Annotated in this window: 26 protein-coding genes and 1 tRNA gene; 13 read left to right on the top strand and 14 right to left on the bottom strand. The window is 68.1% G+C overall.

The window, feature by feature from the left end; genetic code table 11:
* Window positions 1-18 precede the first annotated feature (18 nt).
* Window positions 19-702 (bottom strand): response regulator, encoded by a 684-nt coding sequence (locus tag ACJJV7_RS03395; protein ID WP_405372496.1) that lies wholly within the window; start codon window positions 700-702, stop codon window positions 19-21.
* Window positions 699-1,898, bottom strand: coding sequence for a sensor histidine kinase (locus ACJJV7_RS03390; protein WP_405372494.1), 1,200 nt, complete (start codon window positions 1,896-1,898; stop codon window positions 699-701). The genes ACJJV7_RS03395 and ACJJV7_RS03390 overlap by 4 nt, the downstream gene beginning before the upstream one ends.
* Before the next feature lie 185 nt (window positions 1,899-2,083).
* Here ACJJV7_RS03390 and phoU point away from each other — a divergent pair, with 185 nt between their 5' ends.
* Complete coding sequence (gene phoU / locus ACJJV7_RS03385) at window positions 2,084-2,755, top strand: phosphate signaling complex protein PhoU (RefSeq protein ID WP_405372492.1); 672 nt, start codon at window positions 2,084-2,086, stop codon at window positions 2,753-2,755.
* 78 nt (window positions 2,756-2,833) lie between these two features.
* Here the strand turns inward: phoU and ACJJV7_RS03380 are convergent, their stop codons facing one another.
* Window positions 2,834-3,583, bottom strand: coding sequence for a phosphoglyceromutase (locus tag ACJJV7_RS03380; RefSeq protein ID WP_405372491.1), 750 nt, complete (start codon window positions 3,581-3,583; stop codon window positions 2,834-2,836).
* Window positions 3,584-3,624: 41 nt separating this feature from the next.
* On the opposite strand from ACJJV7_RS03380, the gene ACJJV7_RS03375 reads away from it, so the two are divergent.
* Entirely contained in the window at window positions 3,625-4,449 is an 825-nt protein-coding gene (locus ACJJV7_RS03375; protein ID WP_405372489.1) for a class I SAM-dependent methyltransferase, read from the top strand.
* Window positions 4,450-4,491: 42 nt separating this feature from the next.
* Here the strand turns inward: ACJJV7_RS03375 and ACJJV7_RS03370 are convergent, their stop codons facing one another.
* The 4 genes from ACJJV7_RS03370 to ACJJV7_RS03355 form a co-directional block, all read right to left on the bottom strand.
* Window positions 4,492-5,595 carry an FUSC family protein gene (locus ACJJV7_RS03370; protein ID WP_405372487.1) on the bottom strand — a complete coding sequence of 368 codons (1,104 nt, stop codon included), beginning with the start codon at window positions 5,593-5,595 and terminating at the stop codon, window positions 4,492-4,494.
* A 2-nt stretch (window positions 5,596-5,597) separates the two neighbouring features.
* Entirely contained in the window at window positions 5,598-6,698 is a 1,101-nt protein-coding gene (locus tag ACJJV7_RS03365; protein ID WP_405372485.1) for a YgfZ/GcvT domain-containing protein, read from the bottom strand.
* The gene (locus tag ACJJV7_RS03360) at window positions 6,695-7,297 is read right to left on the bottom strand and encodes an FABP family protein (protein ID WP_405372484.1); all 603 of its coding nucleotides are present in this window, start codon (window positions 7,295-7,297) and stop codon (window positions 6,695-6,697) included. Before ACJJV7_RS03360 ends, ACJJV7_RS03365 begins: the two co-directional genes overlap by 4 nt.
* Before the next feature lie 166 nt (window positions 7,298-7,463).
* Window positions 7,464-7,754 carry a hypothetical protein gene (locus tag ACJJV7_RS03355; protein ID WP_405372482.1) on the bottom strand — a complete coding sequence of 97 codons (291 nt, stop codon included), beginning with the start codon at window positions 7,752-7,754 and terminating at the stop codon, window positions 7,464-7,466.
* Window positions 7,755-7,864: 110 nt separating this feature from the next.
* Here ACJJV7_RS03355 and ACJJV7_RS03350 point away from each other — a divergent pair, with 110 nt between their 5' ends.
* The 7 genes from ACJJV7_RS03350 (at window position 7,865) to pstB (ending at window position 15,902) form a co-directional block, all read left to right on the top strand.
* Window positions 7,865-8,551, top strand: a complete 687-nt coding sequence (locus ACJJV7_RS03350; protein ID WP_405372480.1) for a winged helix-turn-helix domain-containing protein — start codon at window positions 7,865-7,867, stop codon at window positions 8,549-8,551.
* A gap of 55 nt (window positions 8,552-8,606) precedes the next feature.
* Window positions 8,607-10,775 (top strand): RNA degradosome polyphosphate kinase, encoded by a 2,169-nt coding sequence (locus ACJJV7_RS03345; RefSeq protein WP_405372478.1) that lies wholly within the window; start codon window positions 8,607-8,609, stop codon window positions 10,773-10,775.
* The gene (locus ACJJV7_RS03340) at window positions 10,772-11,710 is read left to right on the top strand and encodes an NUDIX domain-containing protein (RefSeq protein ID WP_405372476.1); all 939 of its coding nucleotides are present in this window, start codon (window positions 10,772-10,774) and stop codon (window positions 11,708-11,710) included. The genes ACJJV7_RS03345 and ACJJV7_RS03340 overlap by 4 nt, the downstream gene beginning before the upstream one ends.
* A 136-nt stretch (window positions 11,711-11,846) precedes the next feature.
* Window positions 11,847-12,959, top strand: coding sequence for a phosphate ABC transporter substrate-binding protein PstS (locus ACJJV7_RS03335; RefSeq protein WP_405372474.1), 1,113 nt, complete (start codon window positions 11,847-11,849; stop codon window positions 12,957-12,959).
* An 83-nt stretch (window positions 12,960-13,042) separates the two neighbouring features.
* Window positions 13,043-14,005 carry a phosphate ABC transporter permease subunit PstC gene (gene pstC / locus ACJJV7_RS03330; RefSeq protein ID WP_405372473.1) on the top strand — a complete coding sequence of 321 codons (963 nt, stop codon included), beginning with the start codon at window positions 13,043-13,045 and terminating at the stop codon, window positions 14,003-14,005.
* Window positions 14,005-15,096, top strand: coding sequence for a phosphate ABC transporter permease PstA (pstA, locus tag ACJJV7_RS03325; RefSeq protein WP_405372471.1), 1,092 nt, complete (start codon window positions 14,005-14,007; stop codon window positions 15,094-15,096). The genes pstC and pstA overlap by 1 nt, the downstream gene beginning before the upstream one ends.
* 26 nt (window positions 15,097-15,122) lie before the next feature.
* Window positions 15,123-15,902: a phosphate ABC transporter ATP-binding protein PstB gene (gene pstB, locus ACJJV7_RS03320; protein ID WP_405372469.1), complete on the top strand. Its 780-nt coding sequence runs from the start codon at window positions 15,123-15,125 to the stop codon at window positions 15,900-15,902.
* Between the two features lie 198 nt (window positions 15,903-16,100).
* Here pstB and ACJJV7_RS03315 read toward each other — a convergent pair whose 3' ends face one another.
* The 4 genes from ACJJV7_RS03315 to sigK form a co-directional block, all read right to left on the bottom strand.
* Window positions 16,101-16,985 (bottom strand): aminodeoxychorismate lyase, encoded by an 885-nt coding sequence (locus tag ACJJV7_RS03315; RefSeq protein WP_405372467.1) that lies wholly within the window; start codon window positions 16,983-16,985, stop codon window positions 16,101-16,103.
* Window positions 16,986-17,247: 262 nt separating this feature from the next.
* The gene (locus tag ACJJV7_RS03310; protein ID WP_405372465.1) at window positions 17,248-17,886 is read right to left on the bottom strand and encodes a DNA-directed RNA polymerase subunit beta; all 639 of its coding nucleotides are present in this window, start codon (window positions 17,884-17,886) and stop codon (window positions 17,248-17,250) included.
* 38 nt (window positions 17,887-17,924) lie between these two features.
* Entirely contained in the window at window positions 17,925-18,758 is an 834-nt protein-coding gene (locus tag ACJJV7_RS03305; RefSeq protein ID WP_405372463.1) for an anti-sigma factor domain-containing protein, read from the bottom strand.
* Window positions 18,755-19,354 carry an ECF RNA polymerase sigma factor SigK gene (sigK, locus tag ACJJV7_RS03300; RefSeq protein ID WP_405372462.1) on the bottom strand — a complete coding sequence of 200 codons (600 nt, stop codon included), beginning with the start codon at window positions 19,352-19,354 and terminating at the stop codon, window positions 18,755-18,757. The genes ACJJV7_RS03305 and sigK overlap by 4 nt, the downstream gene beginning before the upstream one ends.
* Before the next feature lie 405 nt (window positions 19,355-19,759).
* Here sigK and ACJJV7_RS03295 point away from each other — a divergent pair, with 405 nt between their 5' ends.
* From ACJJV7_RS03295 to ACJJV7_RS03280, 4 genes are all read left to right on the top strand, one after another.
* The gene (locus ACJJV7_RS03295; RefSeq protein WP_405372460.1) at window positions 19,760-20,428 is read left to right on the top strand and encodes a fasciclin domain-containing protein; all 669 of its coding nucleotides are present in this window, start codon (window positions 19,760-19,762) and stop codon (window positions 20,426-20,428) included.
* A gap of 129 nt (window positions 20,429-20,557) precedes the next feature.
* Window positions 20,558-20,743 (top strand): hypothetical protein, encoded by a 186-nt coding sequence (locus ACJJV7_RS03290; RefSeq protein ID WP_405372458.1) that lies wholly within the window; start codon window positions 20,558-20,560, stop codon window positions 20,741-20,743.
* Window positions 20,744-20,786: 43 nt separating this feature from the next.
* Window positions 20,787-20,859 (top strand) — tRNA-Lys (locus ACJJV7_RS03285).
* Between the two features lie 171 nt (window positions 20,860-21,030).
* On the top strand, window positions 21,031-21,219 hold the full coding sequence (locus tag ACJJV7_RS03280; protein ID WP_405372456.1) for a hypothetical protein: 189 nt from the start codon (window positions 21,031-21,033) through the stop codon (window positions 21,217-21,219).
* Here ACJJV7_RS03280 and ACJJV7_RS03275 read toward each other — a convergent pair whose 3' ends face one another.
* From ACJJV7_RS03275 to ACJJV7_RS03265, 3 genes are all read right to left on the bottom strand, one after another.
* Complete coding sequence (locus tag ACJJV7_RS03275; protein ID WP_405372454.1) at window positions 21,220-21,516, bottom strand: tyrosine-type recombinase/integrase; 297 nt, start codon at window positions 21,514-21,516, stop codon at window positions 21,220-21,222.
* Window positions 21,517-22,406: 890 nt separating this feature from the next.
* Window positions 22,407-23,624 carry a hypothetical protein gene (locus ACJJV7_RS03270; RefSeq protein ID WP_405372452.1) on the bottom strand — a complete coding sequence of 406 codons (1,218 nt, stop codon included), beginning with the start codon at window positions 23,622-23,624 and terminating at the stop codon, window positions 22,407-22,409.
* Window positions 23,625-23,798: 174 nt separating this feature from the next.
* The gene (locus ACJJV7_RS03265; protein WP_405372450.1) at window positions 23,799-24,287 is read right to left on the bottom strand and encodes a hypothetical protein; all 489 of its coding nucleotides are present in this window, start codon (window positions 24,285-24,287) and stop codon (window positions 23,799-23,801) included.
* Window positions 24,288-24,877 lie beyond the last annotated feature (590 nt).

The raw sequence follows: 24,877 nt of genomic DNA, 5'->3' as shown, positions 1-24,877 counted from the left end.
GTTCGTCATCTCACGCGATCAGGCTTCGAAACGGTAGCCGAGACCGCGCACCGTGAGGAGCATGGTCGGTTCGCTCGGGTTGACCTCGATGCGCGAGCGGATGCGCTTGATGTGCACGTCGAGGGTCTTCGTGTCGCCGAAGTAGTCGCTCCCCCAGACGCGATCGATGAGCTGACCGCGGGTGAGCACCCGGCCGGCGTTGCGCATGAGCAGCTCGAGGAGCTCGAATTCCTTGAGCGGCATCGCGATCTCGGAGCCGCCGACGGTCACGGTGTGGCGATCGATGTCGAGCGTGACACGGCCGCCCTCGATGATGCCGTCGTCGATGTCGAGCTCGTCGACGTCGCTGCGACGGATCACGGCGCGCATGCGGGCGAGCAGCTCGCGTGAGGAGTACGGCTTCGTCACGTAGTCGTCGGCGCCCAGCTCCAGGCCGACGACGATGTCCACTTCGCTGTCCTTCGCGGTGAGCATGATGATCGGCACCCGAGAGGTGGTGCGGATCACGCGGCACACCTCGGTGCCGGGCATGCCCGGCAGCATGAGATCGAGGAGGACGATGTCGGCACCGCGGGCGGTGAAGGCGTCGAGGGCGATGCCGCCGTCCTCCGCGATCTCCACCTCGAAACCTTCTCGGCGCAGCAGATACGCCAACGGATCGGCGAGGTCGGGTTCGTCTTCGACGATGAGAACGCGGGTCATAGTGCTCCCCTGTCGGCCGACGCTCGCGCGCCGGGGGCCTTGGTCTTCTTGATCTTCTTCTTCGCTCCCGGGAGGGGCTCAGGAGCCCCGACCAGCGGCAGACGCACCGTGAAGGTCGAGCCGCGCCCCGGGCGCGACCAGAGCTCCACGGAGCCGCCGTGACGCTGCACGGCGTGCTTGACGATGGACAGCCCGAGCCCGGTGCCTCCGGTGCGGCGCGACCGGGCCTGATCGGCGCGGTAGAACCGTTCGAAGATGCGCTGCTGGTCTTCCTCGGCGATGCCGATGCCGTGGTCGGCGATCGCGATCTCCACGGCGCCGTCGGCCTCGCGCACGCCGACGCCCACCTGGGCGCCCGCGGGAGAGTAGGCGATCGCGTTGGCGACCAGGTTGCCGACGGCCTCGGTCAGGATCTGCGGATCGCCTCGGACGTAGAGGCCGCGCTCGCCCCCGCGGGCGACCGTGATGCCGGATGCCTCGGCGGTGATGCTCTGCGATTCGATCGCCGTCGTGACCACCTCGTCTATCGACACGTCGCGCATCTCGGTGATGTCGTCGGAGGACTGCAGTCGCGAGAGGTTCATGATCCGGGAGGTCAGCTGGCCGAGGCGCGACGCCTCCCCGGTGAGCCGGCCGGCGAAGTGGCGCACCTGATCGGGGTCGTCCGCGGCGGACTCGATGGCCTCGGCGAGGAGCATGACCGCGCCGACCGGCGTCTTGAGCTCGTGCGAGGTGTTGGCGACGAAGTCGCGGCGCATCTGGGCGACCCGCTCGCGTTCGGTGATGTCTCGGATGACGATGAGGGTGAGGCGCGGAGTGATCACGCTGGCGCGCGCGGCGACCAGGCGCGGTTCGACGCCGCGGTTGAGCTGCATGGTCTCGGTGCTCGCCGCGCCGCTCGCACGCACCGACCGCACCAGCGCTCTGAGCTCGTCGGCATGGAGGGTGTCGCCGACCCGGAGCGAGAAGACCTCTGCGGGCGCCGACGAGGCGAGCACGAGCAAGGAGGCATCGACGATGACGGCCGCATCGTCCATGCCCTGGAGCACTGCACCGGTGCCGTCGGGGACCTCGACCGACGTGACCCGCCTCGTCTGGTCGCGCGACCGGACGGCGAAGACGATGAGGCCGACGGCGAATGCGCCGATGATCGCCCCGACGATGAGGGCGAGCAGCGCAAGCTGCGTCGAATCCATGCCCCCAGCGTAGGGTGGTCGCAGACCCGCCACCGGACGGATTCGACTCGGTGAGGCGTCGATGGCCGAGTGTTCACCACGTCGGCACCGTTCGTTAACCTTCGCGCGGGAGGATCGCCGAGGCTTCGGTGCGTTTCATCGCGCCCCTGGTTCTCCCGCCCCACGCTCCCAGAAAAGGTGCCCAGATGCGTGAAGTTTTCCACCAGTCCCTCGAGGACGTGCAGACGCGCCTCGTCGAGATCGCCGACCTCGTCGCGGTCGCCATCGACAGCGCCACCCGCGCCTTCGGCACCGGTGACGTCGCCCTCGCCGAGGACGTCATCGAGAAGGACGACGTGATCGACGAGAAGGCGATCGAGCTCGACGAGCTCGCGATCGAGATCCTCGCGCGTCAGCAGCCCGTCGCCCGCGACCTCCGCATCGTCGTGGCGGCGCTCCGCGTCAGCGCCTCCCTCGAGCGCATGGGTGACATCGCCGAGCACATCGCCCAGCTGACCCGCATGCGGTTCCCCGAGCGCGCCGTCCCGAAGGGCCTCAAGGGCACCTTCGCGAAGATGGGCGAGATCGACGGTGAGGTCGCACGCACGCTCGCCGACCTCCTCCGCACCGAGGACCTCTCGCTCGTCAACCGGCTGCACGAGCTCGACGACCAGCTCGACGCGCTGCACCTGTCCGTCTTCGAGAAGGTGCTCGGCGACGCCTGGCAGGGCGAGGCCTCGGCCACAGTCGATGCCACGCTCGCCTCCCGCTACCACGAGCGGTTCGGCGACCACGCCCTCTCCGTCGCCAAGAAGGTCTCCTACCTCGCGACCGGCACCTGGGCCGCCGACATCGAGAACACCGACCCGCAGATCTGACCCCCTCGGGCCCGGCCCGGAACGACGAAGAGCGGATGCCGACCGGCATCCGCTCTTCTCGTTCGTGCGTGAGAAGGGTTACTTCTTGCCCTGCGAGGCGACGGCGGCGGCTCCCGCGGCAGCGGCCTCGGGGTCGAGGTACTCGGCCGGCTCGATCGGGGTGAGGTCTTCGCCGAGGCGGTAGACGAGCGGGATGCCGGTGGGGATGTTCAGCGCGGCGATGTCGTCGTCGCTGATGCCGTCGAGGTGCTTCACGAGCGCGCGGAGCGAGTTGCCGTGGGCGGTGACGAGAACCGTCTTGCCGGAGGTCAGGTCGGGGACGATCGACTCCTCCCAGTACGGCAGCAGACGGTCGATCACGATCTTCAGCGACTCGGTGCGGGGCACGTCGCCGTCGACGCCGACATAGCGCGGGTCGTGGACCTGCGTGAAGGGGTCGTCGTCGGAGATCTCGGGCGGCGGCACGTCGAAGGATCGGCGCCAGAGCATGAACTGCTCCTCGCCGTACTCGTCGAGGGTCTGCGCCTTGTCCTTGCCCTGAAGAGCGCCGTAGTGGCGCTCGTTGAGGCGCCACGAGCGCGTAACCGGGATCCACAGGCGGTCGGCGGCGTCGAGCGCGATGTTCGCGGTCTGGATCGCGCGCGACAGGAGCGAGGTGTGCAGGATGTCCGGCAGGATGCCCGCTTCGCGCAGCAGCTCGCCGCCGCGCTGGGCCTCGGCCTTGCCCTGATCGGTGAGGCGCACGTCCACCCAGCCGGTGAACTGGTTGGACTTGTTCCACTCGCTCTGACCATGACGGAGGAGGATCAACGTGTACGGGGCTGTCATACCCGTCATCCTACCGGCGGAGCCGGTGGGATCATGGGGTCATGACGCGCACCGGGACCGTCGTCGGCCAGGTCACGCGGGGCACGACGAACACGAATCGCCTGCGCCGCGTCGATCGCTGGATCGCCCGGCATCCCGTGCTCCGGCGGGCCGATGATCCGCTCGTGATCGACCTCGGATACGGCGCCAGCGGGGTCACCGCGTTCGAACTCGAGGCCCGTCTCCGACGCGCCCGCCCCGACGTCGAGGTGCGCGGACTCGAGATCGAGGCGTCGCGCGTCGAGAGGGCTCAGCACCAGCTCGCGCAGGTCCGTGCCGGCGCGACGCCGTTCGCCGCCGATGCCCGGGTGTCGTTCGGGCGCGGCGGGTTCGAGGTCCCCGTGCACGGCGGGCGGCGGCCCGCCGTCATCCGCGCGTTCAATGTGCTACGCCAGTACGACGAGGCCGACGTCGCGGACGCCTGGGGCCGGATGGCGTCGCGCCTGCAGCCGGGCGGGCTGCTGGTCGAGGGCACGTGCGACGAGCTCGGCCGGGTGTCGACCTGGATCGCGGTCGGCCCGGATGCCGCGCCCCGAAGCCTGACCATCTCCCTCCGGCTCGCCGGTCTCGACTCTCCCTCGATCGCCGCCGAGCGCCTGCCGAAGGCCCTCATCCACCGCAACGTCGCCGGCGAGCGGGTGCACGACGCCCTCGCGGCTCTCGACGCGGAGTGGACGCGGGCCGTCTCGGCATCCGCGTTCGGACCGGAGCAGCGCTGGCGAGCGGCCCTCGCCGCACTCGTCGCCGCGGGGTGGCCGATCGGCGACCGCAGCAGGTGGCGTCTGGGTGAGCTCACCCTGCCGTGGAGCGCCGTCGCCCCGCGATGAGCCGCGCCGGCAGGAGCGGGGCTCCGGTGCGCGCGGCCGCGATCAGGCTCGGGGCAGGAACGCGCGCGCCTCGGAGGAGGTGAGCCCGGTCGCGGTGAGCAGATCGGTCGCGAGCGGCCGCAGGGCACTGATGAGCGTCTGATCGCCGATCGACCCGTCGGGCACGAGTGCGACCGGATCGAGCCGTCCTGCCACGGCGCGGAGCGCTTCGCGGGCGAGGGGCTCGTCGGCGATGTCGCGGAGCGACGAGGCGAGCAGGTCGGCGCCGCGCGCGAGCTGCACCAGCAGATCGGCAGCGACCTCGCGCGGGACGCCGTCGTCGCTGAGATAGGTGGCCCGGCGCGCGACGACCCGGAGGTTGCGCACCGCGAGGTCCATGCTCGCGCGAATGCGCTCCTGGCGCTCGAGCTCGGTGCGCTGACGCCGCGCGAACGGCGAGATGCGCGCGATGGCACGGCCGGACTCGAGGGACGTCCGCCACTCGTCGAGCGGCTGCTGCAGGTCGCGGGCCTTCTCGAGCCCTCGCTCCGTCCGCACCCGGCTCCCCCGCCGGAGCCCCTGCACGAGGGTGCCCGCGGCCGCGTCGAACGCGGCGAACAGACGCGCGGCGTCGGCGAGGGCCGTGCGCATGGGGCTCCTCGGGATGAGCGCCGTGACGAGCAGGGCGACCGCCCCGCCGATCGCGCCGTCGATGAGTCGGAGGAACGGCGCCGTGGCGGGCACGATCACGACGATCACCGATTGGATGGCGGCGGCCGTCGCGAAGCTCGCCTGCGGAGACACGAAGCGCGCGACCGAGAGGCTCGCGGCGATCGTGACGCCGATCTGCCACCAGCCGCTTCCGGCGGTGAAGACGACCAGCTCGGCGACGAAGATGCCGAGGATCATCCCGATGACCGTTTCGAGCACGCGCACGGGCCGGGCGTCGCGGACGAGACCGAGGCTCGTGATCGTCACGGTCGCCGCGAGCAGCGGCGCAGGGTGACCCAGCCCGTAGTGCGCGATCGCGAACGCCGTCGTCGCAGCGATCGCGATCTGCGCGATCGCGACCCCCGATCCGGCGACGCGGCGCAGACCCGCCCGCGGGAAGCGCTGCGCCGACCACCGCGTCGGCACCGGTCCGGTCGGCGGTGGCGCGCTCGTCATCGTCAGCGTCGCTGCGACAGCCGGGGCAGTCGCGGGATGGATGCCGCGCGTCCGGCATCCGGGGGCACGACGACCTCCTGGGCCGCGGCGATCGCACCATCGTGCACATCGACGGTCAGCGGCGCGTCGACCGCGACCGAGCGCTTCACGATCGCGAGGGCGATGGGGCCGTCCTCGTGGTGGCGGGCGGCCGAGGTGATCGCGCCGACCTCGACGCCGTCGAGGCGGACCGCTGCGCCGGGCACCGGGAGCTCGGCATCCGAGCCGTCGAGCTGCAGCGCGACGAGGCGCCGGGGCGGATGACCGAGGTTGTGGACCTTCGCGACGGTCTCCTGGCCGCGGTAGCAGCCCTTGTCGAGGTGCACGGCGGTGCGGAGCCAATCGACCTCGTGCGGCAGCGTGCGGCCGTCGGCCTCGGCCGCGGCACGGGGACGCCAGGCGGCGATGCGGAGCGCCTCGGCGGCAAGGTAGCCGGCGAGCGGCTGCTCGCCGCGGACGGCGGCTGCGGCCAGGTCGTCCAGAGCGGCGACCGGGACGATCGCCTCGGCCCAGTCGCGGCCCAGCCCGGGGTGCGGATCTGCCGGCGAGTAACCCCAGCCGCCCTGAGCGACGTACGGCCACGGGTCCTGCCAGACGGCCGCGGCAGGCAGCTCCGCGACGGCGCCCCGGGTTCCGCCGACGACGGCGAACTGCTCCGAGACGTCCTGCGGGTCGACTCGGAGCCGGAACCGCATGCGCCGGAGCCAGCCCACGAGTCCCTCCGCGCGGGGCCCGTCCACGATCATCCAGGCACGCTCGCCGTCATCGACGACGGATGCCGCGTACTCGACGTGACCCTGCGGGTCGAGGACGAGCAACTCGGTCGCGACCCCGGGGGTCAGCGCCGTGAGAGCCTGCGACGTGATCGAGTCAAGCCAGCTGAGGCGATCTTCGCCGGCGACCGTCAGCACGGCGCGGTCGAGGAGCGGCGCGAGGGCGCGGCCGGAGATCAGGTCGCGCTGTTCGCGCACCGGGCTGCCGAGGTGGGAGAGGCCATGCTCGTCGACGACGGCTCCGGGCACACCGGCGAACACGGCGGCCGGCGAGCCGGCGACGTCGCTCACTGCATCCTCGCGAGGCGGGCGGACGCGTGCGAGCCGAGCTCGCGGCCGAGGGCGGCGATGTCCCACGCCCACAGCAGGTGACCTTCGACGAGCCCGTACATGCGGGTGGCTGCGGAGTAATGCTTGGCTCCGACGGGGCGGACGACCGCATCTGTCGCGATGTCGATGCGAGGTCCGCGGACCTGCCCGAGGTAGAGCTCGCTGATGCCGTCGGAGTGGACCAGGGCGACCTCGATCTCGAACCCGCCGGAGTCGGCTCGGAGCGCCTCCACGTCGTCTGCCGTCCGCGGAGCACCCGCGGTCACGGCCGGAAGCAGGGCCGGCCCGGCATCCGCGTCGGTCGACGGCCGCGAGAGACGCCAGAATCCCGTCTCGGCGACGAGGTCGCGGCGGGCGCCGTCGGCATCCTGCATCCAGGCCGTCGCCGAATAGTTCAGCGCATTGCCGCCGTCATGGCTGAAGCTGACGCGCTGGGCGAATTCACCGGTGAAGGTGCGACCGCCCGCCTCGTACTCGATCACGCCGGTGCCCTCCCAGACCCCGAGGAGCCAGGAGAGCGGGACGAGGTCGGCGGGGAGATCGGTCGGAAGGTCGATCACGGTGTCAGCGCTGGCCGCGGTAGAGGTTCCACACGACGACGCCGGACACGAACGCGATGGCCAGCGAGGCGAGACCGAGCAGTCCGACGAAGAAAAGCTCGAGAGCGATGAGGTCCATGTCCGCCACTTTACCGGCCCGCGGGCCGCGCGCGGCGAGCCGGGGCCGTCAACCCGCGAAGAGTGCGGCCAGCGCGAAGCCGGCGCTCACCAGACCCATCACGACCATCGCCCCGAGGACGCTCGCGGCAACCCGGATGATGAACCCCTGCGAGCGCCCGTAGGCGAGCTGCGTGGCGAAGGAGAGGAAGAAGCAGACGCCGAGGCCCACCGAGAGCCAGGCGCCGCGCCAGTCGGGTTCGGCGAACACGCCGATGGCGAGCGCGATCACGCCGGCGATACCCCAGACCACCAGCACGCCGCCGATGCGAGTGCGCGGCAGGGCGTGGGGATCGGTCATAGCGTCCATTGTTGCGCACGGCCCGGCCCGCCGCACCGGCAGCGCACCGCGACATCCGGCATCCCGCTGCGCCCCTAGGATGAGATCGGTCCGTATCGGGAGGGATCCCCTTGGCACAGCTGCTCGTTCTGAGCTCCGCCGCACCTGGCGATGCGGTGCTGCCTGCGCTCGAACTGCTCAGTCACCGCGTCCGGCAGATCCCCGCCGTCCCCGCGCAGCTGGTCAACGCGCCGAGTGCGGACATCGTCTTCATCGACGCCCGCGTCGATCTGGTGGGCGCCAAGTCGCTCTGCAAGATCATGAACACGACAGGGCTCGACTCGCCCCTCGTCCTCGTCGTCACCGAAGGCGGGCTCACCGCCGTCTCCCCCGACTGGGGCATCGACGACGTGATGCTCGTGACCGCAGGCCCCGCCGAAGTCGACGCGCGCATCCGGCTCGCGATCGGACGTGCGTCGAAGGAGCAGGTCTCGACGCGCATCCAGACGTCCGGGATCACGATCGACGAGTCCTCGTACTCGGCCAAGGTCCACGGTCGCCCGCTGGATCTGACGTACAAGGAGTTCCAGCTCCTCCACTTCTTCGCCACGCACCCCTCACGGGTGTTCACCCGCGAGCAGCTGCTCAGCGAGGTGTGGGGCTACGACTACTTCGGCGGCACCCGCACGGTCGACGTGCACGTCCGGCGGCTGCGCGCCAAGCTCGGCGACCTCGAGCAGCTGATCGGCACCGTCCGCAACGTCGGCTACCGGTTCAACGTCTACGAGGACGACCAGCTTCCGGGCTCACCCGCCTGATCTCCGCGCGCGGCGCGTTCACGCGGACGACACCTCCCCCTGCAATGATGTGGAGATGATCGACACCCAGGTTCACGACTCCGGGCTGGGCGACGCCGACGACGATGACTTCGACGGCGCCGTCGAAGCGTACGACTCGCAGCTGCCCGACAACCGCTACCTCGACCGCGAGCTCAGCTGGCTCGCCTTCAACAAGCGGGTGCTGGAGCTGGCCGAGGATCCCGATCTTCCGGTACTCGAACGCGCGAACTTCCTCGGGATCTTCGCGAGCAACCTCGACGAGTTCTTCATGGTCCGCGTCGCCGGCCTCAAGCGCCGCATCGTGACGGGCCTCGCGATCCCGACGAACGTGGGCCGCTCGCCCCAGGACGTCTTGTCCGACCTCTCCACCTCCGCCCACACGCTGCAGGTGCGCCACGCGCGCGCCTGGTCGGAGCAGGTGCGTCCGGCGCTCTCCGACGCCGGCATCGAGGTCGTCTCGTGGGCCGATCTGTCGGATGCCGAGCGCTCGGCGCTGTACGACTACTTCCAGGGCCAGGTGTTCCCTGTCCTGATGCCCCTCGCGGTCGACCCCGCGCACCCGTTCCCCTACATCTCGGGGCTGTCGCTCAACCTCGCGATCCGCATCCGCAATGCCCGGACGGGCCGCCAGGAGTTCGCCCGGCTCAAGGTGCCGCCGATGCTGCCCCGCTTCGTCGAGGTCCTCAAGGACGGCACCCGCGTGCGGTACCTGCCGCTCGAGGAGCTCATCTCGGAGAACCTCGCCGACCTCTTCCCGGGAATGGAGATCCTCGAGCACCACACGTTCCGCCTCACGCGCAACGAGGACATGGTGATCGAGGAGGACGAGACCGAGAACCTCATCCAGGCCCTCGAGGCCGAGCTCCTGCGCCGCCGCTTCGGCCCGCCGATCCGCCTCGAGATCACCGAGGACATGGACGACGTGACGCTCGACCTCCTCGTGAACGAGCTCGACATCAGCGAGGCCGACGTCTACCGTCTGCCGGCGCCGCTCGACCTGCGAGGACTCTTCGCCCTGTCGCAGATCGACCGGCCCGAGCTGCGCTACCCCAAGCACGTCCCGAAGACGGCGGTGGCCTTCCAGCCGGCCGAGCAGAACGGCCGCGCCGATCTGTTCGCCGCGATCCGCGAGCACGACGTGCTGGTGCACCACCCGTACGAGTCGTTCACGACGAGCGTCGTCGCCTTCCTCGAGCAGGCCGCGCGCGACCCGCACGTCCTCGCGATCAAGCAGACGCTCTACCGGACCTCCGGGGACAGCCCGATCATCGAAGCGCTCATCAACGCGGCCGAAAACGGCAAGCAGGTGCTCGCCCTCGTCGAGGTGAAGGCGCGCTTCGACGAAGCTGCGAACATCGTCTGGGCGCGCACGCTCGAGAAGGCCGGCGTGCACGTCGTCTACGGCCTCGTCGGGCTGAAGACCCACTGCAAGCTCCTCCACGTCATCCGCGAGGAAGACGGCGTGCTCCGCAGTTACAGCCACATCGGCACGGGCAACTACAACCCGAAGACGAGCCGCATCTACGAGGACTTCGGCCTCTTCACCGCGAACGAGCAGGTCGGCCGCGACCTGACACGCTTGTTCAACGAGCTCAGCGGCTACGCGATCGAGAAGAAGTTCAAGCGCCTCCTCGTCGCGCCGCTGCACCTCCGGAAGGGCCTGCTGCGCCTGATCGACGGCGAGCGCCGCAACGCGCTTGCCGGCAAGGACGCGCACATCCGCATCAAGGTCAACTCGATGGTCGACGAGCAGATCATCGACGCGCTCTACCGGGCGAGCCAGGCCGGCGTGAAGGTCGACGTGTGGGTGCGCGGCATCTGCTCACTCCGCACCGACCTGCCCGGCGTCAGCGACAACATCACCGTGCGGTCGATCCTCGGCCGGTACCTCGAGCACTCGCGGATCTTCGCGTTCCACCGCGACGGCGACCCGCACATCTTCATCGGCAGCGCGGACATGATGCACCGCAACCTCGATCGCCGCGTCGAAGCGCTCGTCCGGATCGTGGAGCCGGTGCATCTGAAGGAGATCACCGACCTGTTCGACTTCGCGATGTCGGATGCCACGAGCTCGTGGCGCCTCGGAGCGGAGGGCGCCTGGACGCGTCACAGCCACGACGAGGAGGGCGCGCCGCTGATCGACCTGCAGGACAAGACCATGGCGCAGGTCCTCCGCCGCCGGCGCGCGCGAGCGGTGCGATGACGGCGACAGCCGTCTACGCCGCCGGCGGCGTCGTCTGGCGCCTCGTCGATGGCAAGCTGCACGTCCTGGCGATCCATCGCACGGCCTACGCCGATGTGACGCTCCCCAAGGGCAAGGTCGAGCCCGGCGAGACGCTCGCCGAGACCGCGGCGCGCGAGATCTTCGAGGAGACCGGCATCCGGGTCTCGCTCGGCATCCCCGTGGGCATCTCGAAGTACCGTCTGCCCAGCAAGCGGCAGAAGATCGTGCACTACTGGAGCGCCGAGGCGACGGAGAAGGCGATCCGCGCGTCGGCGTTCGTGCCGAACAAGGAGGTCGCGGCGGTCGAGTGGATGACCCCGCGGAAGGCGCTCGACCGGCTGAGCTATCCGGTCGACATCGAGATCCTTCAGAACTTCCTCACCTTCGTGGACGACGGCGTCCTCGCCACCTTCCCCGTCGTCGTGCTCCGCCACGGCAAGGCGCTCGCCCGCGAGGACTGGGACGGAGCGGATGCCGACCGCCCCCTGACCGAGCGGGGTCTCCGCCAGGCATCCGCCGTCGTCGGACCGCTTCGCGCCTTCGGCATCCGGCGCGTGGTCTCGAGCACCGCCGAGCGCTGCCTCGAGACGGTCGCTCCCCTCGCCACCGCGCTCGACACGGATGTGCGCACGACGGATCTCCTCTCGCAGGACGCCTGGGAGGCGGGCACGGCGGATGTCCGCCGCGTCGTCGGCAAGAGGGTCCGCGCGGGAAAGCCCGTCGTCCTCTGCTCGCACGGCCCGCTGCTCCCGGCGCTGATGCGCGAGCTCGCCCTCGCCACCGGCACATTGCCCGGTGCCTACATCGGGAGCTCGGCGGACCTCGAGACCGGCGCCTTCTCCGTGGCCCACCTCTCGGCGACGAACCCCGGCTCGGGGATCGTGGCGATCGAGACGCACCAGCCGAAGGTCTGATCGGTCAGGCAGAACCGTTCGGACGTGGTCCGTTCACCTGTCGTTCACCTCGAGACCGGAGTCTGGTCATCGGCGGACTTTAGCGTCGAGCCAGCTCCTGCACCAGGGGCGTTCCCGATCATCCGAAGGATTACACGTGAAGCTCAACCGCATCGCCCGTCTGGGCGCTGTCGCAGCCGTCGCCGCTCTCTCGCTCACCGCTTGCGCGGCCAACGAGCCGGCAGCGAACCCCTCGCAGGGCGGCTCGGAAACCACGACGCTTTCCGGCACCGTCAAGGCGACCGGCGCGTCGTCGCAGGGCGCCGCGCAGCAGGCATGGACCGCCGAGTTCCAGAACACGCACGGTGACGTCACCATCAACTACCAGCCGACCGGTTCGGGCACGGGCCGCGACAACTTCCTCGCCGGCTCGAGCCAGTTCATCGGCTCCGACCGCGCCTACGACGCCGACGAGCTGGCCGCGGGCGGCTTCGGCGCGTGCGCGACGGACGAGATCGTCGAGGTTCCGGCTTACATCTCCCCCGTGGCCGTCGTCTTCAACCTCGAGGGCGTCGACACGCTGAACCTCACCCCCGAGCTGATCGGCCAGATCTTCGACGAAAAGATCGAGAAGTGGAACGACCCGGCCATCGCCGAGGTCAACGACGGCGTCGAGCTGCCCGACCTGCCCATCACGCCCGTCTACCGTGGCGACTCGTCGGGCACCACCGGCACCTTCACCGAGTACCTCGCGTCGGTCGCACCCGACGCCTGGCCCTACGAGGATGGCGACGAGTGGCCCGTCGACGTGACCCGCTCCGAGGCAGCACAGCAGACCTCGGGTGTGGAGTCGGCCGTCAACGGCGGCCAGGGCACGATCGGCTACATCGACGCCTCGCGCGTCGGTGACCTCGGCTCCGCCGCCGTCCAGGTCGGCGACGAGTTCGTCGAGTTCTCGGCCGACGCCGCCGCACAGCTCGTGTCGGCATCGCCGCTCGAAGAGGGCCGCGGCGAGGGTGACCTCGTCTACGCCATCGACCCGGCATCCGCACCGGCCGGCTCGTACCCGATTGCGCTCGTCAGCTACCTGATCGGCTGCGTCGACTACGAAGACGCCGCCGTCGCCGACGTCGTCCGCGAGTACTTCGCGTACATCGTCAGCGAAGAGGGCCAGGCTGCATCGCAGGAGGCCGCCGGCTCCGCTCCGCTGGCCGACGAGGTCCGCACGCAGGCCGAGGCAGCGATCGCTCTGATCGGCGCCGCCGAGTAATCCCCTCGCTGCTGGTGTCTCCCGTGCCCGCGGGAGACACCAGCAGCAGTCACGTCCCGCCCGCTTCCAACCCGAGGACTGCGATGCCCCCCACCCCTGCCACGGTCGAAGACCAGGCACCCCCGAGGCGAACCGTCCGCCGCCGCGGAGACCTCGTCTTCTCCAGCAGTGCGCTCGGCGCCGGCATCATCATCCTGATCGTCCTCGCCGCCGTCACCGTCTTCCTCATCGTCGAGAGCATCCCGGCACTGACCGGCGATCCCGACGAGACCCAGTTCCTCAACGGCAACCCCTTCTGGGAGTACGTCTGGCCGTTCGTCTTCGGCACCCTGTGGGCGTCGCTGATCGCCCTCGCGGTCGCCACGCCCCTGGCCATCGGCATCGCGCTGTTCATCTCGCACTACGCGCCCCGCCGCATCGCCGCCCTGCTCGGGTACATCATCGACCTGCTCGCGGCGATCCCCTCCGTCGTCTACGGCCTCTGGGGCGCGCTGGTGTTCTCGCAGATGCTGAAGCCCTTCTACGTCTGGCTCAACGACAACCTCGGCGGCATCCCCCTCTTCGCCGGTGCGGTCTCGCAGACCGGCCGCACGATCCTCACCGCATCGCTCGTACTCGCCGTCATGATCCTGCCGATCATGACGGCCATCATGCGCGAGGTCTTCCTGCAGACCCCCACCCTCCACGAGGAGGCTGCCCTCGCCCTGGGCGCCACGCGATGGGAGATGGTGCGCATGGCTGTCTTCCCGTTCGCCCGCGGCGGCATGGTCTCTGGTGCGATGCTCGGCCTCGGCCGTGCGCTCGGCGAGACCATGGCCGTCACGATGGTGCTCTCGGCCACGGGTGCGGTGACGTTCCAGGTGCTCACCTCGAACAACCCGACCCCCATCCCCGCGAACATCGCCCTCAACTTCGGTGAGGCCTACGGCGACGGCGTGAACGTCCTGATCGCCACCGGCCTGATCCTGTTCATCGTCACCTTCGCGGTCAACGCGATCGCGCGCTGGGTCGTCAACCGCCGCGCCGAGTTCTCGGGAGCCAACTGATGACCACCCTCACTCGCACGCGCACGGCTGCGCCGGTGGGCAACTCGCTCACCGCCGGTCAGCTGCCGAAGTGGATGCCGTGGGCCCTGCTGCTGGCGAGCCTCGTCCTCTCGGGCGCGGTCTTCGCCATCATCAACTCGGGCGGAGAGGTCGCCGACTTCAACATCGCCGGCGCGGTGGTCGTGGGCGTCGTCGTCTTCGCGATCGTCCTCGTCGCTCTCTCGAGCGTCGTCGAGACCCGCCGCCGGGCGACCGACCGTCTCGCAACGGTCCTCGTTTCGATCGCCTTCACGATCGCACTGCTGCCGCTCATCTCCCTGCTGTTCACAGTCGTCGCCAACGGCATCGCCCGCTTCGACGGCACGTTCTTCTCCTTCTCGATGCGCAGCATCGTCGGCGAAGGCGGCGGCGCGGTGCACGCGATCTGGGGAACGCTCATCGTGACCGGCTGGGCAGCGGTCATCTCGGTGCCGATCGGCCTCATGACGTCGATCTACCTCGTCGAGTACGGCCGCGGTCGGCTCGCGAAGCTCATCACCTTCTTCGTCGACGTGATGACGGGCATCCCGTCGATCGTCGCCGGTCTGTTCATCGTCGCCGTCGCGGCGCTCGTACTCGGCCCGGGCGTCAACACGGGCTTCATGGGTTCGCTGGCGCTCTCGGTGCTCATGATTCCCGTCGTCGTCCGCTCCAGCGAGGAGATGCTGCGCCTCGTGCCGAACGAGCTCCGCGAGGCGGCGTATGCGCTCGGCGTGCCGAAGTGGCTCACGATCGTCAAGGTCGTCCTCCCCACCTCGATCGCGGGCATCACCACGGGCATCATGCTGTCGATCTCGCGCGTCATCGGCGAGACCGCTCCCCTGCTGCTGACGGCCGGCTTCACGCAGTCGCTCAACCTGGACGCTTTCAACGGCCCGATGATGACCCTCCCGGTCTTCGTCTTCGACCAGTTCCAGAACCCCGGCACCGACGTCGCGGCCTACCTCGACCGTGCCTGGGCCGGCGCGCTCACCCTCATCATCATCGTCATGGCCCTGAACCTCATCGCGCGCTTCGTCGCGAAGCGGTTCGCGCCCAAGTTCGGCCGCTGAGCGGCATCCGACAGAAAGCACCCGACGTGTCCAAGAGCATCGAAGTCAACGACCTCAACGTCTACTACAGCGAGTTCCTCGCCGTGGAGGGCGTCTCCCTCGACATCGAACCCCGCAGCGTGACGGCCTTCATCGGCCCGTCGGGCTGTGGCAAATCCACCTTCCTCCGCACCCTGAACCGCATGCACGAGGTCATCCCTGGCGCACGCGTCGAAGGCGAGGTCCTGCTCGACGGTGAGGACCTCTACGGCCAGGGCGTCGACCCCGTGTTGGTGCGCCGCCAGATCGGCATGGTGTTCCAGCGTCCGAACCCGTTCCCGACGATGTCGATCCGCGAGAACGTGCTGGCGGGCGTCAAGCTCAACAACGCGCGCATGTCGAAGTCCGACTCCGACGGCCTCGTCGAGAAGTCGCTTCGCGGCGCGAACCTCTGGAACGAGGTCAAGGACCGTCTCGAAAAGCCCGGTTCGGGTCTCTCCGGCGGTCAGCAGCAGCGTCTGTGCATCGCGCGTGCGATCGCCGTCTCGCCCGACGTGCTGCTGATGGACGAGCCGTGCTCGGCCCTCGACCCGATCTCGACCTTCGCGATCGAGGAGCTCATCCAGGAGCTGAAGAAGGAGTACACGATCGTGATCGTGACCCACAACATGCAGCAGGCGTCGCGCGTCAGCGACAAGACGGCCTTCTTCAACATCGCGGGCACCGGCAAGCCCGGCAAGCTCATCGAGTACGACGAGACCGGCACGATCTTCACCAAGCCCTCCGTGCAGGCCACCGAGGACTACGTCTCGGGCCGCTTCGGCTGAGCCCCCTCTCCGGCTGAGACCGGAGTGCCGCCGCGGTCGGGCCGCGGCGGCAGACCCACCTCGCGTCCGGGTCGGGCCGCGACGCCGGGTGGACGCGATGCGCCGGTGTGGAGTCCACTCCACCGGCGCATCGCCGTATCCGGGACCAGCTCGACGGGCATGGTCTTACGTGATCAGCCCGCCGGGCTACCGACGAGCTCAGTCCCGCGGACTCAGCAGGTAGGCGTTGAAGGATGCCGTGAGCTCTGCGTCGACGGCGAGGTCGCGGTCATCGACGGCGGTGACCGGGGCGGCGAGCCGCACGCTGGAGACGAGCCACGCGGCATCCGCGTCGTGCAGCGCCTCGACCGGGACGGTCTCGTATGCGGTCGCGAACCCGCGCGATTCCAGGTGCTCGAACAGGCTCAGCTGCGTCGTGCCATGGAGGATGCCGCCGTTCGGGGCCGGCGTGACGAAGGTGTCTCCCCGCCGGATGATGAGCGACGCGGTCGGCGCCTCGAGCACGAAACCGTCGGAGCTGACGAAGACGGCGTCGTCGGCGCCTCGCCGCTTCGCCTCGCGGATGGCCGCCATGTTCACGGCGTACGAGAGGGTCTTCGCGCCGAGCAGGAGCCACGGCGCGCGCGCTGGCAGGTCGATGCTGTAGCCGCGGTCGAGGACGGCCACCCGGATGCCCGCGGTGCGCGGCCGGGTGAAGTCGGCCGCTGTCGCCACCGTGACCCAGGCGGTCGGCGTGGGACCATGCTCCACGCCGCGGCTCAGGATCAGCTTGATGACGGCTTCACCGTCGCCGCTGGCGGCCTGCGCCTGCGCGACGGCCTCGCGCCACTGGGCGAGGTTCGGCGCGGGCAGTTCGCAGATCTCCGCGGAGTGTGCGAGCCGCTGCAGATGCGCTTCGACCTCCTGCGCGTGCCCGTTCACGACCCCGATCGACTCGAAGATACCGTCGCCCCGCTGGGTGCTGAGCTCGCCCACGGTGAGCGCGGGCGCCGAGGGGTCGACCTCCGAGAACGTGTCGGAGAAGTCGGTGCGAGTGTCGTCCGACCCCGCCGGGTCGATCATGAGAGCGAAGCGCCAGGCCATGGGGATGAGCCTACGCTCGGCGCCCCCGTGACCGGGCTCGGCACCGGCCGCGACACGCCCGAACCCGTTTCAGGGGCCATCTCCGCGGAATACCTCGGCGCTGCATCCGTTAAACTTGACGTGCCGGGCCGCAGTAACCCCGGGCTCCATCTTCAGCCGCTTCGAGCGGCCACGCGCCGAGAGGCGTTCTGCGGCCCGGCACTTCTCTGCCCGGATGCCGGTGCCTCCAGGCCCCTCCCCGAGTGCGTCAGCGGCAGATGGCTCAGGTCAGACCTTCCCGTCGCCAGAGGCCGGCGGCCGACACGAGGTCACCCGCGTAGGTGTCGAGCCGCAGCGCTCGCGTCGTGAACTGCGAGGCACGGCCGGGCTCCGATTGGTCGTAGTCGTCGGCGAGGTCGGTGGCGCCCGCCGCGACGACGCGCGAGAAGGCGGCAGCACGTTCGAGGGCGAGCGCGAAATCGCCCGCGAAGACGCCGCGGAGGATCTGATCGATCAGGGCGACGAGCTCGTCCGGTCCTGCGGGGGCGGGCGCTCCCGCCACGACGACGTCAACGGACGCCAGTCGTAGCCGTCCGCGCTCGTAGAGCAGGGCGGACGTCTCGGCATCGTCGTGGATCATCAGCTGCAGCAGATAGAGCCGCCAGAGTGCGCCGGGGAGCGAACGCGCGGGCGAGTGAGACCAGAGCTCGGCGATCGTCGCGATGCCGTGCGAGTCGGTGAAGCTCACCAGTCGCTCGATCACGTCGTCGGCGGGAGCCTCGCGCACGCGTGACAGGAGTGCCGACGCCGTCGCATGAGCGACTCGACTCGATTCGGCGGGGTCGTCGGCGGCGAAGTTGCGGTCGAACGAATCGGGTGAGCGGCGGACCGGTTTGTGGAAGTCGCGGGACGCGTCGGACATCGTTCCAGGCTACCCGCGCCCGGCCTGCCGGGACCTGATCAGAGGTCGCCGGCGTCGGTCGGGATCGCGACGATGGGGGCGGTGGTGGGCACGCCGTCGGGTGAGCCGCCTGCCGCCTCGACCGTGACCGCGATGAGGTCGCCGGCCTGCATGTCGCCGTCGAGAAGAGCGGTCACCTCGTCGCCGGGCTCGAAGGTCCCGGCGGAAATCGGCGTCTCGTCGCGGACGTACCAGAGTTCGAAGGTCCGGTCCGCGTCGATCTGCGGGGCGTCGTCGGTGGTGAGAACGGCCTTGCCGACAGACGCCGACCAGTGCACGACGGCTTCGCCGCCATCGGCGAACTGACCGCTCGCCGACTGGGCGTCGGGAGCCGCTTCGATCTCGTCGAGGGCCTGCACCGAGACCGGTGTCCGCAGTTCCTCGACAACTGTTCCGACTCCCCAGCCGATGCCGACGAGCAGAACGACGGATGCCACGAGGGCGAAAAGTCCGCGGGTCCACGAGCGACGCTGAATGGTCTGCACCATGTCGGTCGGCGGGTGGTCGGGAACCGTGTCCGAGTCGCCGGGAGCCGGCGGCTCGGACGCGGGGGCCTCCGAAGCGGAGACCTGGTTCGATGTCCCGGCCGGAGCGGCATCCGTTCCCTGCGGGAGAGAAGCGATCTGCTCGAGCAGGTGAGCACGCAGTGCCGGCGGCGGGGTCTCTTCGGCCGCACCTTCGCCGAGGAAACCGGCGACCTGCGCGTCGGCGACGACCAGCTCATCCCATTCGGGGTGGGCGGCCAGCGCCTCGGTGTAGGCGCGTTCATCCTCGGGAGACAGCGCATCGAGTGCGTGTCCGGCCGAGAGTTCGGCAAATTCTTTCTCGTTCACAGTGTCACCCCCATTTCCTGACGTAGACGGGTCAGACCGTCACGCATTCGCGTCTTGACGGTTCCGAGCGGCGCTCCCACCAGCGCCGCTATCTCACTTTGGCTGTATCCCCCGAAGTAGGCGAGAGTCAGAGCTTCGCGCTGCGGGTCGGGCAGAGTTCCGAGGGCTCGCACGACTCGGCGGCCTTCGATCCTCATCTCGACCTGCTCCGCTACCCCTTCCTGGGGAGTGTGTGCGTCTCGCGATCCGATACGCACATCCCGGTCTGCGCTCGCTTGTGACGCTCGCACCCGGTCCACAGCCCGACGATGCGCGATCGTCAGGATCCAGGATCTCCCTTGGCCCTTATTCGGAGCGAAGGAGGATGCGGATTGCCAGACTTCGAGAAAGACCTCCTGGAGGACTTCTTCGCTCTGCGAGGCGTCGACCAGCACCCGTCGGATCAAGCCGAAGACCCGTGCGGAGAGCATGTCGTAGAGCTGCGCGAAAGCGGACTGGTCACCGTCGGCGACGCGCACCAACAGCTCAGCAGCAGTGTCTGCCGCCGCCCCCTCTTCGGGAACTTCTAAACCGTCGATGACCATCTCGACAAGCATGCCCTATCAGGCCGTTCTCAACCGAACGTGACCGAGGTGACTCGCCGCCTCGGAGGCGCCTCGAGAGCGACGATCACGCGGGTCGGCCGTACCCCTGAACATCTCGTATGAGTGCGGGCAGCGGGCCCGTCGCCGGCCTTCTCCGCCACGGACGACGGAGCCACTCGAAGGGAGGGGCCTTGAGGCAGAGTGGCGCACCCCGGGAGCATCCCCATAGATAGCCCCCCGCGGCATCCCTATAGAGGGAGTGCGGCGGAGCCGGAATTGCACCGCGATGAGCCCACAAAACAGGCGTCTTCGGATTGATTGCAAACTATTTCTCGTTTTCTCCCATCCGTTTGACGTGGGGTTCCGAATCCCTTGCATCACCGCCCCGAAAGGCGGACAGACAAACCGGAGGCAATCATGCTCAGCACGAAGAAGAAGATGACGGCAGCACTCACCCTGACTCTCGCCGGAGCCTTCGCGCTCTCGGCCTGCTCGACGGGTACGACCGGCGGCACGGCTGAAGAGTCGACCGCCCCCAGCACTCCCATGGAGACCATGGCCCCCGAGGCCACCGAAGACGCCATGGACCCGGCGGCCAACCTCGTCGGCGCCGGCTGCGCCGACTACGCCGAGGCCGTTCCGGACGGCGCGGGCTCGGTTGCCGGCATGGCAGCGGACCCGGTGGCAGTCGCGGCATCCAACAACCCGCTGCTGAAGACGCTCACCGCTGCGGTCAGCGGCCAGCTGAACCCCGACGTCGACCTCGTCGACACGCTGAACGGTGACGAGTTCACCGTCTTCGCTCCCGTCGACACGGCGTTCGAGAAGATCCCCGCCGAGACCATCGAGGGCCTCAAGACCGACGCCGACACCCTGTCGTCGATCCTCACGTACCACGTTGTCCCCGGCCAGATCGCGCCGGACGAGATCGCTGGTATGCACACCACCGTTCAGGGCGGCGACCTCGAGGTCACCGGCTCGGGCGACGAGCTCATGGTCAACGACGCCAAGGTCATCTGCGGTGGCGTCCAGACCGCGAACGCAACCGTTTACCTCATCGACACGGTGCTGATGCCCCCGATGTGATGACGGTCATCTAGACCGGCGAGGCCGCGCGACTTCTGGGGGAAGTCACGCGGCCTCGCCTATTTGTGCGCCCGGAACTCCCCCACGCGACGGATGCCGTGGGCACGAGGCGTGCGTATCGTCGCCCGCATGGACAGCGACGAGAAAGACACCTCAGGGTCGGGTACCGGCATCGCGATGGGGATCGCGCTCGGCCTTCCCCTCGGCGCCGCGATCGGCATGCTGGTCTTCGACAACATCGCCCTCGGCGCCGGCATCGGCATGCTCGTCGGCATCGTCGCGTGGAGCATCGCCGGCCTCTGGAAGAAGCCCTGACGTGCGGATGCCGCCCGTGCGAACTATTAGGCTTGTCTGCTGAGGGCCTCTAGCTCAGTCGGTAGAGCATCGGACTTTTAATCCGCGGGTCGTGGGTTCGAGCCCCACGGGGCCCACCTCTGGAGTAGCGTCGATTTTCCTGATTTTCCGGGGAAGTTCGGATGCTTGACCGCCTGGCGGCTACAGCGTGACAACAAAATGACAACAGCTCAGACACGTCGGATGCTGGTGCCAACCATCGATTCGCAGTACATCAGGTCGCCCATGTCGTCGCTAGCATCCATGGCATGGAGCCCTACACCCCGAAAGAACTCGCTCGGCTACTCGGTTACCGCAACGAAGATCGGCCAGGGCTGGTCGTCCGGAACTATCTGCGCGCGACCTACCCCGATCACGAGAAGTGGTCCCGCTGGGAGCTGAGTGAGGCGCAGGCAGCCGACATCCTCGCGAACGTGCCCCGTTTCACCGAGGCCTGATCAGCCGCGATTGAGTACGTCGCCAATCCCCGCATTCTCCGTAGCACGGTCGAGCGCGTCGGCAACGTTGTCGAGGTCATCGTCGAACAGATCCGCATAGGTATCGAGCGTCATCGCCGCGGACGCGTGTCCGAGCATCCGCTGCACGGCCTTAACGTTCGCTCCCGCGCTGATCGCGAGCGATGCGGCTGTATGGCGGAGGTCATATGGTGTCACCCGCGGGAATGGATCGGGCGGCCGCTCCCCCACACCCGTCGTAACTTTGATTCGCTCCTGCGTCTCACGAACGATCTGCATGACCGCGCTGTTGAACTATCCCGTCGTCGCCTTGGCCCTACGGATGAAGTAATCACCGTCGCCGAATAGCCACGCGTCGCGCGGACGCGTGGCGACGAGGTGCTCGATCGTCGGCGCGAGGAACGCCGGGTATCGCACCTGGCGCTCTCGTGCGTCTTCGGCGTCCCGACGATGACCTGGCTGCCGACCTCGACGGCGTTCTCCTCGACGCGCACGCGGCGCCGTGACGTGTCGACGTGCTTGATGCGGAGCGCAGTCGCTTGTCCCCTTCGGAGTCCCGGTAGGCGAGAAATACCAAGAGGTCGGGATGCTTCGCGATTGCAGCGAGCTGAGCGACGTGCGTATGGCTGAGGTACGCGCGCTCCTTCCCGACTTTCCTGGGAAGCTTGATTTCCCGTGCGACGTTGCGAGCGAGCCGACGGTCGAGAAGTGCAACTTCGAGCAGGCTGGCAAGCACTTCGTGGCATCGCCGAACGGTCGTGGCGCTGTGGGTCTTGGAGAGCTTCGCAACTCAGTTTTGGATTTCCGGGTGGCGGATGGACCCGATCTGCCGGTCGCTCCATTTCGACTCGACGTGGATCCGCCACGGGGACTGAATAGTGCGTTGCGTCGAAGGCTTGAGATCTCCGGATCGAGAGTCGATCCGTAACCAGGTTGTCACTCTCGACCTCTGCTCACAACGCACCCGCAAACCCCACTGGAAGGTGCCTGCGTGCATACCGACTCGAGCTATTTCTGCGCTCTGGCGAATCGTGCTCGAGATGAGGCCCGAGCGGTGATCGGGGCAGTAATGGTGTTCGGCATGCGAGACACGGCTCAAGTCCGTACCTCGAATGAACGAACTGATGACTCGACAAGCCCCGCAATTAGCGCGCCGGAGCGCGAACGGCTCAGGTCCGACATTCGGATGTACCTGAACTCAGCCCGCTCTCCTCATCAGTTCTCGATAGAGCCTCTCCAAACCCGTCGGAACTGCCCGTCAGCTCACCCGACTCCACCGCTGCGGCGTTGGATACTTCTGCAGCCGTACTCGCCTGCCCTGAAAACATCTTGTGCAGACCCGACTGAGCGATATCCGACCAGTCAATGACGTCCTTATATTCATCAATCGCTCTGTGAACGTTGAACATCAACGAAGCCGAGTTCAGCGTGTCGTCGTCATAAAGCATGAAGTGGACGGATGAGTTTTTCTGAAAACCGCGAAGACGTTCATGGTTCTCCTTCCAGTCATCCGACCAGAAGCCCTCGAGCGCTGACTCGAGAGATCGGGACAGGTAGTAGACGTCGCCGAGCGTCTTCGCCTTCGTGTATAGCAGGGACAGCGCGATCGACTTCGAGATCACGGCGCGCAGAGGTACCTTCTCCCTCATGCCTATCGAGGTCACTCCGCTGTCAGGAATGCGCCAGCGCCTCTTCCGCGACGACAACTTGAGTCGACTCCGCCCAGCGACACGTGCTGCTGCTCGCAGCTCGATAACGCCCTTTGGACTGGGGCGATGTGAGCGGACCAGATCCCAGTAGTTCACCAAGAGGGTGACGACGTCGCTCGGCTCGATGCGGAACTGGTCGCCTTCGGCGTAGACCCGCTCGCTCTCTTGATTGGGAGGACGGATTGGAGTCGGGACGCTCGTGTGGCGAACCCGGCGGCGCCACCATCTGTCCTTCTTCCTCCTGCCGAGCCATCGGAAACCAATCTCGTAGACCGTCATAGGGTTGCGGCCGGCGTTCTCGATGACGATCTCTGCGAGTTCGATCACTTCACCGGGATCTGGCTGTTTCAACGCCGCCCCCTGGCTCATCGTGGGGATCGGCCACTGGCCACCGTGATAGGTGATGTGACCGTTGAACAGCCCGACGTTGAACAGGACCGGACGAACGCTGACCTTTGCGCGGGGCCCATCGAGATAGCGAAGGAAGACCGTGACCAGGATGCCAACGATCGAGAGGGTGAGCGCGATCCAAGCGGTGGGGTCGAAGTCGCTCGCGGAGCCGGCTGAGCCTCCTGCCGCTCCCGCGCTTCCGCTGCCTCCTTGAGCGTCAGCAATCACTCCCAGCACCGCACCAAACATGCAGATCCCTTCTTTCTTCTCTCGGAGACTGGCAGACACCGGCTACGCTCATGCGCGTGACGCGCGCGAGGGTGGACTCCACTTCAATCCTCGTGGGGCATGTCACAACGCGCTCTCGGGCGGCTGGGTTAGCTCTCTGCCGGCCCGCTCTGACTCGCGGACCGCGCGTAGCGCACCCCCATCGCAGGACGGCTATAAGAGCGGTGCACGCGCTCAAGGGGCCTGGGGCAGGCGACCTGCGAGGAGAGCCTGCTCACGCTCCGCGCGCTGCGCACCCACCGTCTGCTCCGCGATGAAGAATTCCGAAAGCTCTGTGACCACGACTGAAGCGATGCCGGCGACGAGTCCCGTTGTGAGCGACCCAAGCCACGCGGAGCTCGGATCGATTTTCAGCACTGGCCACGCGATAAGCACGAGCGCGAATGAGACGCCCAGTGCCGCGATGGGGGTCCAGAATCGCCACCGACGCACGAGCCGCTGATCGGTTGCGTCCCAGATGTTTAGGTCTTTAGCGAGCGCTGTTAGCGTGATGCCTAGCTTCGTCCGCTCATTTGAGACCGGGAGAGCAGCATGCGCTTGACCGAGCACCCGTATGCGCGCCAATAGACGCCCTTCCTTGGTCCACCGCGGCCCCACCCAGCCGACGACAGCGATGAGGGCAACTGCTACAGCGCCGAGCACTGAGCCAAGTTCGATTGTCACGATCCCACGCTATCGATACTGCCCGACTCGGCGCCAAGCCAACGCCCGCAAGCGCTCGATGAGCTGTCGAGCTCATCACTGCGACCCGCGCCGACGTCGAAAGATTCCACCCTTCACACGTCGGCTCGGGTCGCCAAAGTAGTTTGGAACCTCGATCTCCTCGCGCCCGTCTACCGCCTGTGCGAGGACTTCCACACAGGCCCACAGAGCGTCATACTCTGCGCGGAGTTGGAGCTCCGTATTGCCGCGAACTCTTTCCTGCTGGTCCTGCAGACGGAGCTTGATCAGGTGCAGCGATTCCTCGAGACTCATATCAAAACCTAAGCATGGGACTCCTAGCCGCATCAGACTCCTAGCGTGTTCGCGAGGCCACCTTCGAAGCGCTTCTCGCGAGGTAAGCGGTACAAGCAGGTGCGAGTCCATCGGATGATGCGCCGCTCTTGTTCGACAGCGCAAACGCGGTCATCGGTGCACCACGTGCAGACACCGTATTGACGTCGCGACAGCGATCCCAGTTGCAGCCGCCTTCTTGCTCCACGCACGCCAAGACGACTAGTACGAGAAATCTCATCAAGCGGCTCGCGAGGACA

The sequence above is a fragment of the Microbacterium sp. Ld4 genome (assembly GCF_045066555.1).
In the GTDB taxonomy this organism is placed as follows: domain Bacteria; phylum Actinomycetota; class Actinomycetes; order Actinomycetales; family Microbacteriaceae; genus Microbacterium.
This window is presented reverse-complemented; position numbering and strand designations above follow the sequence as displayed.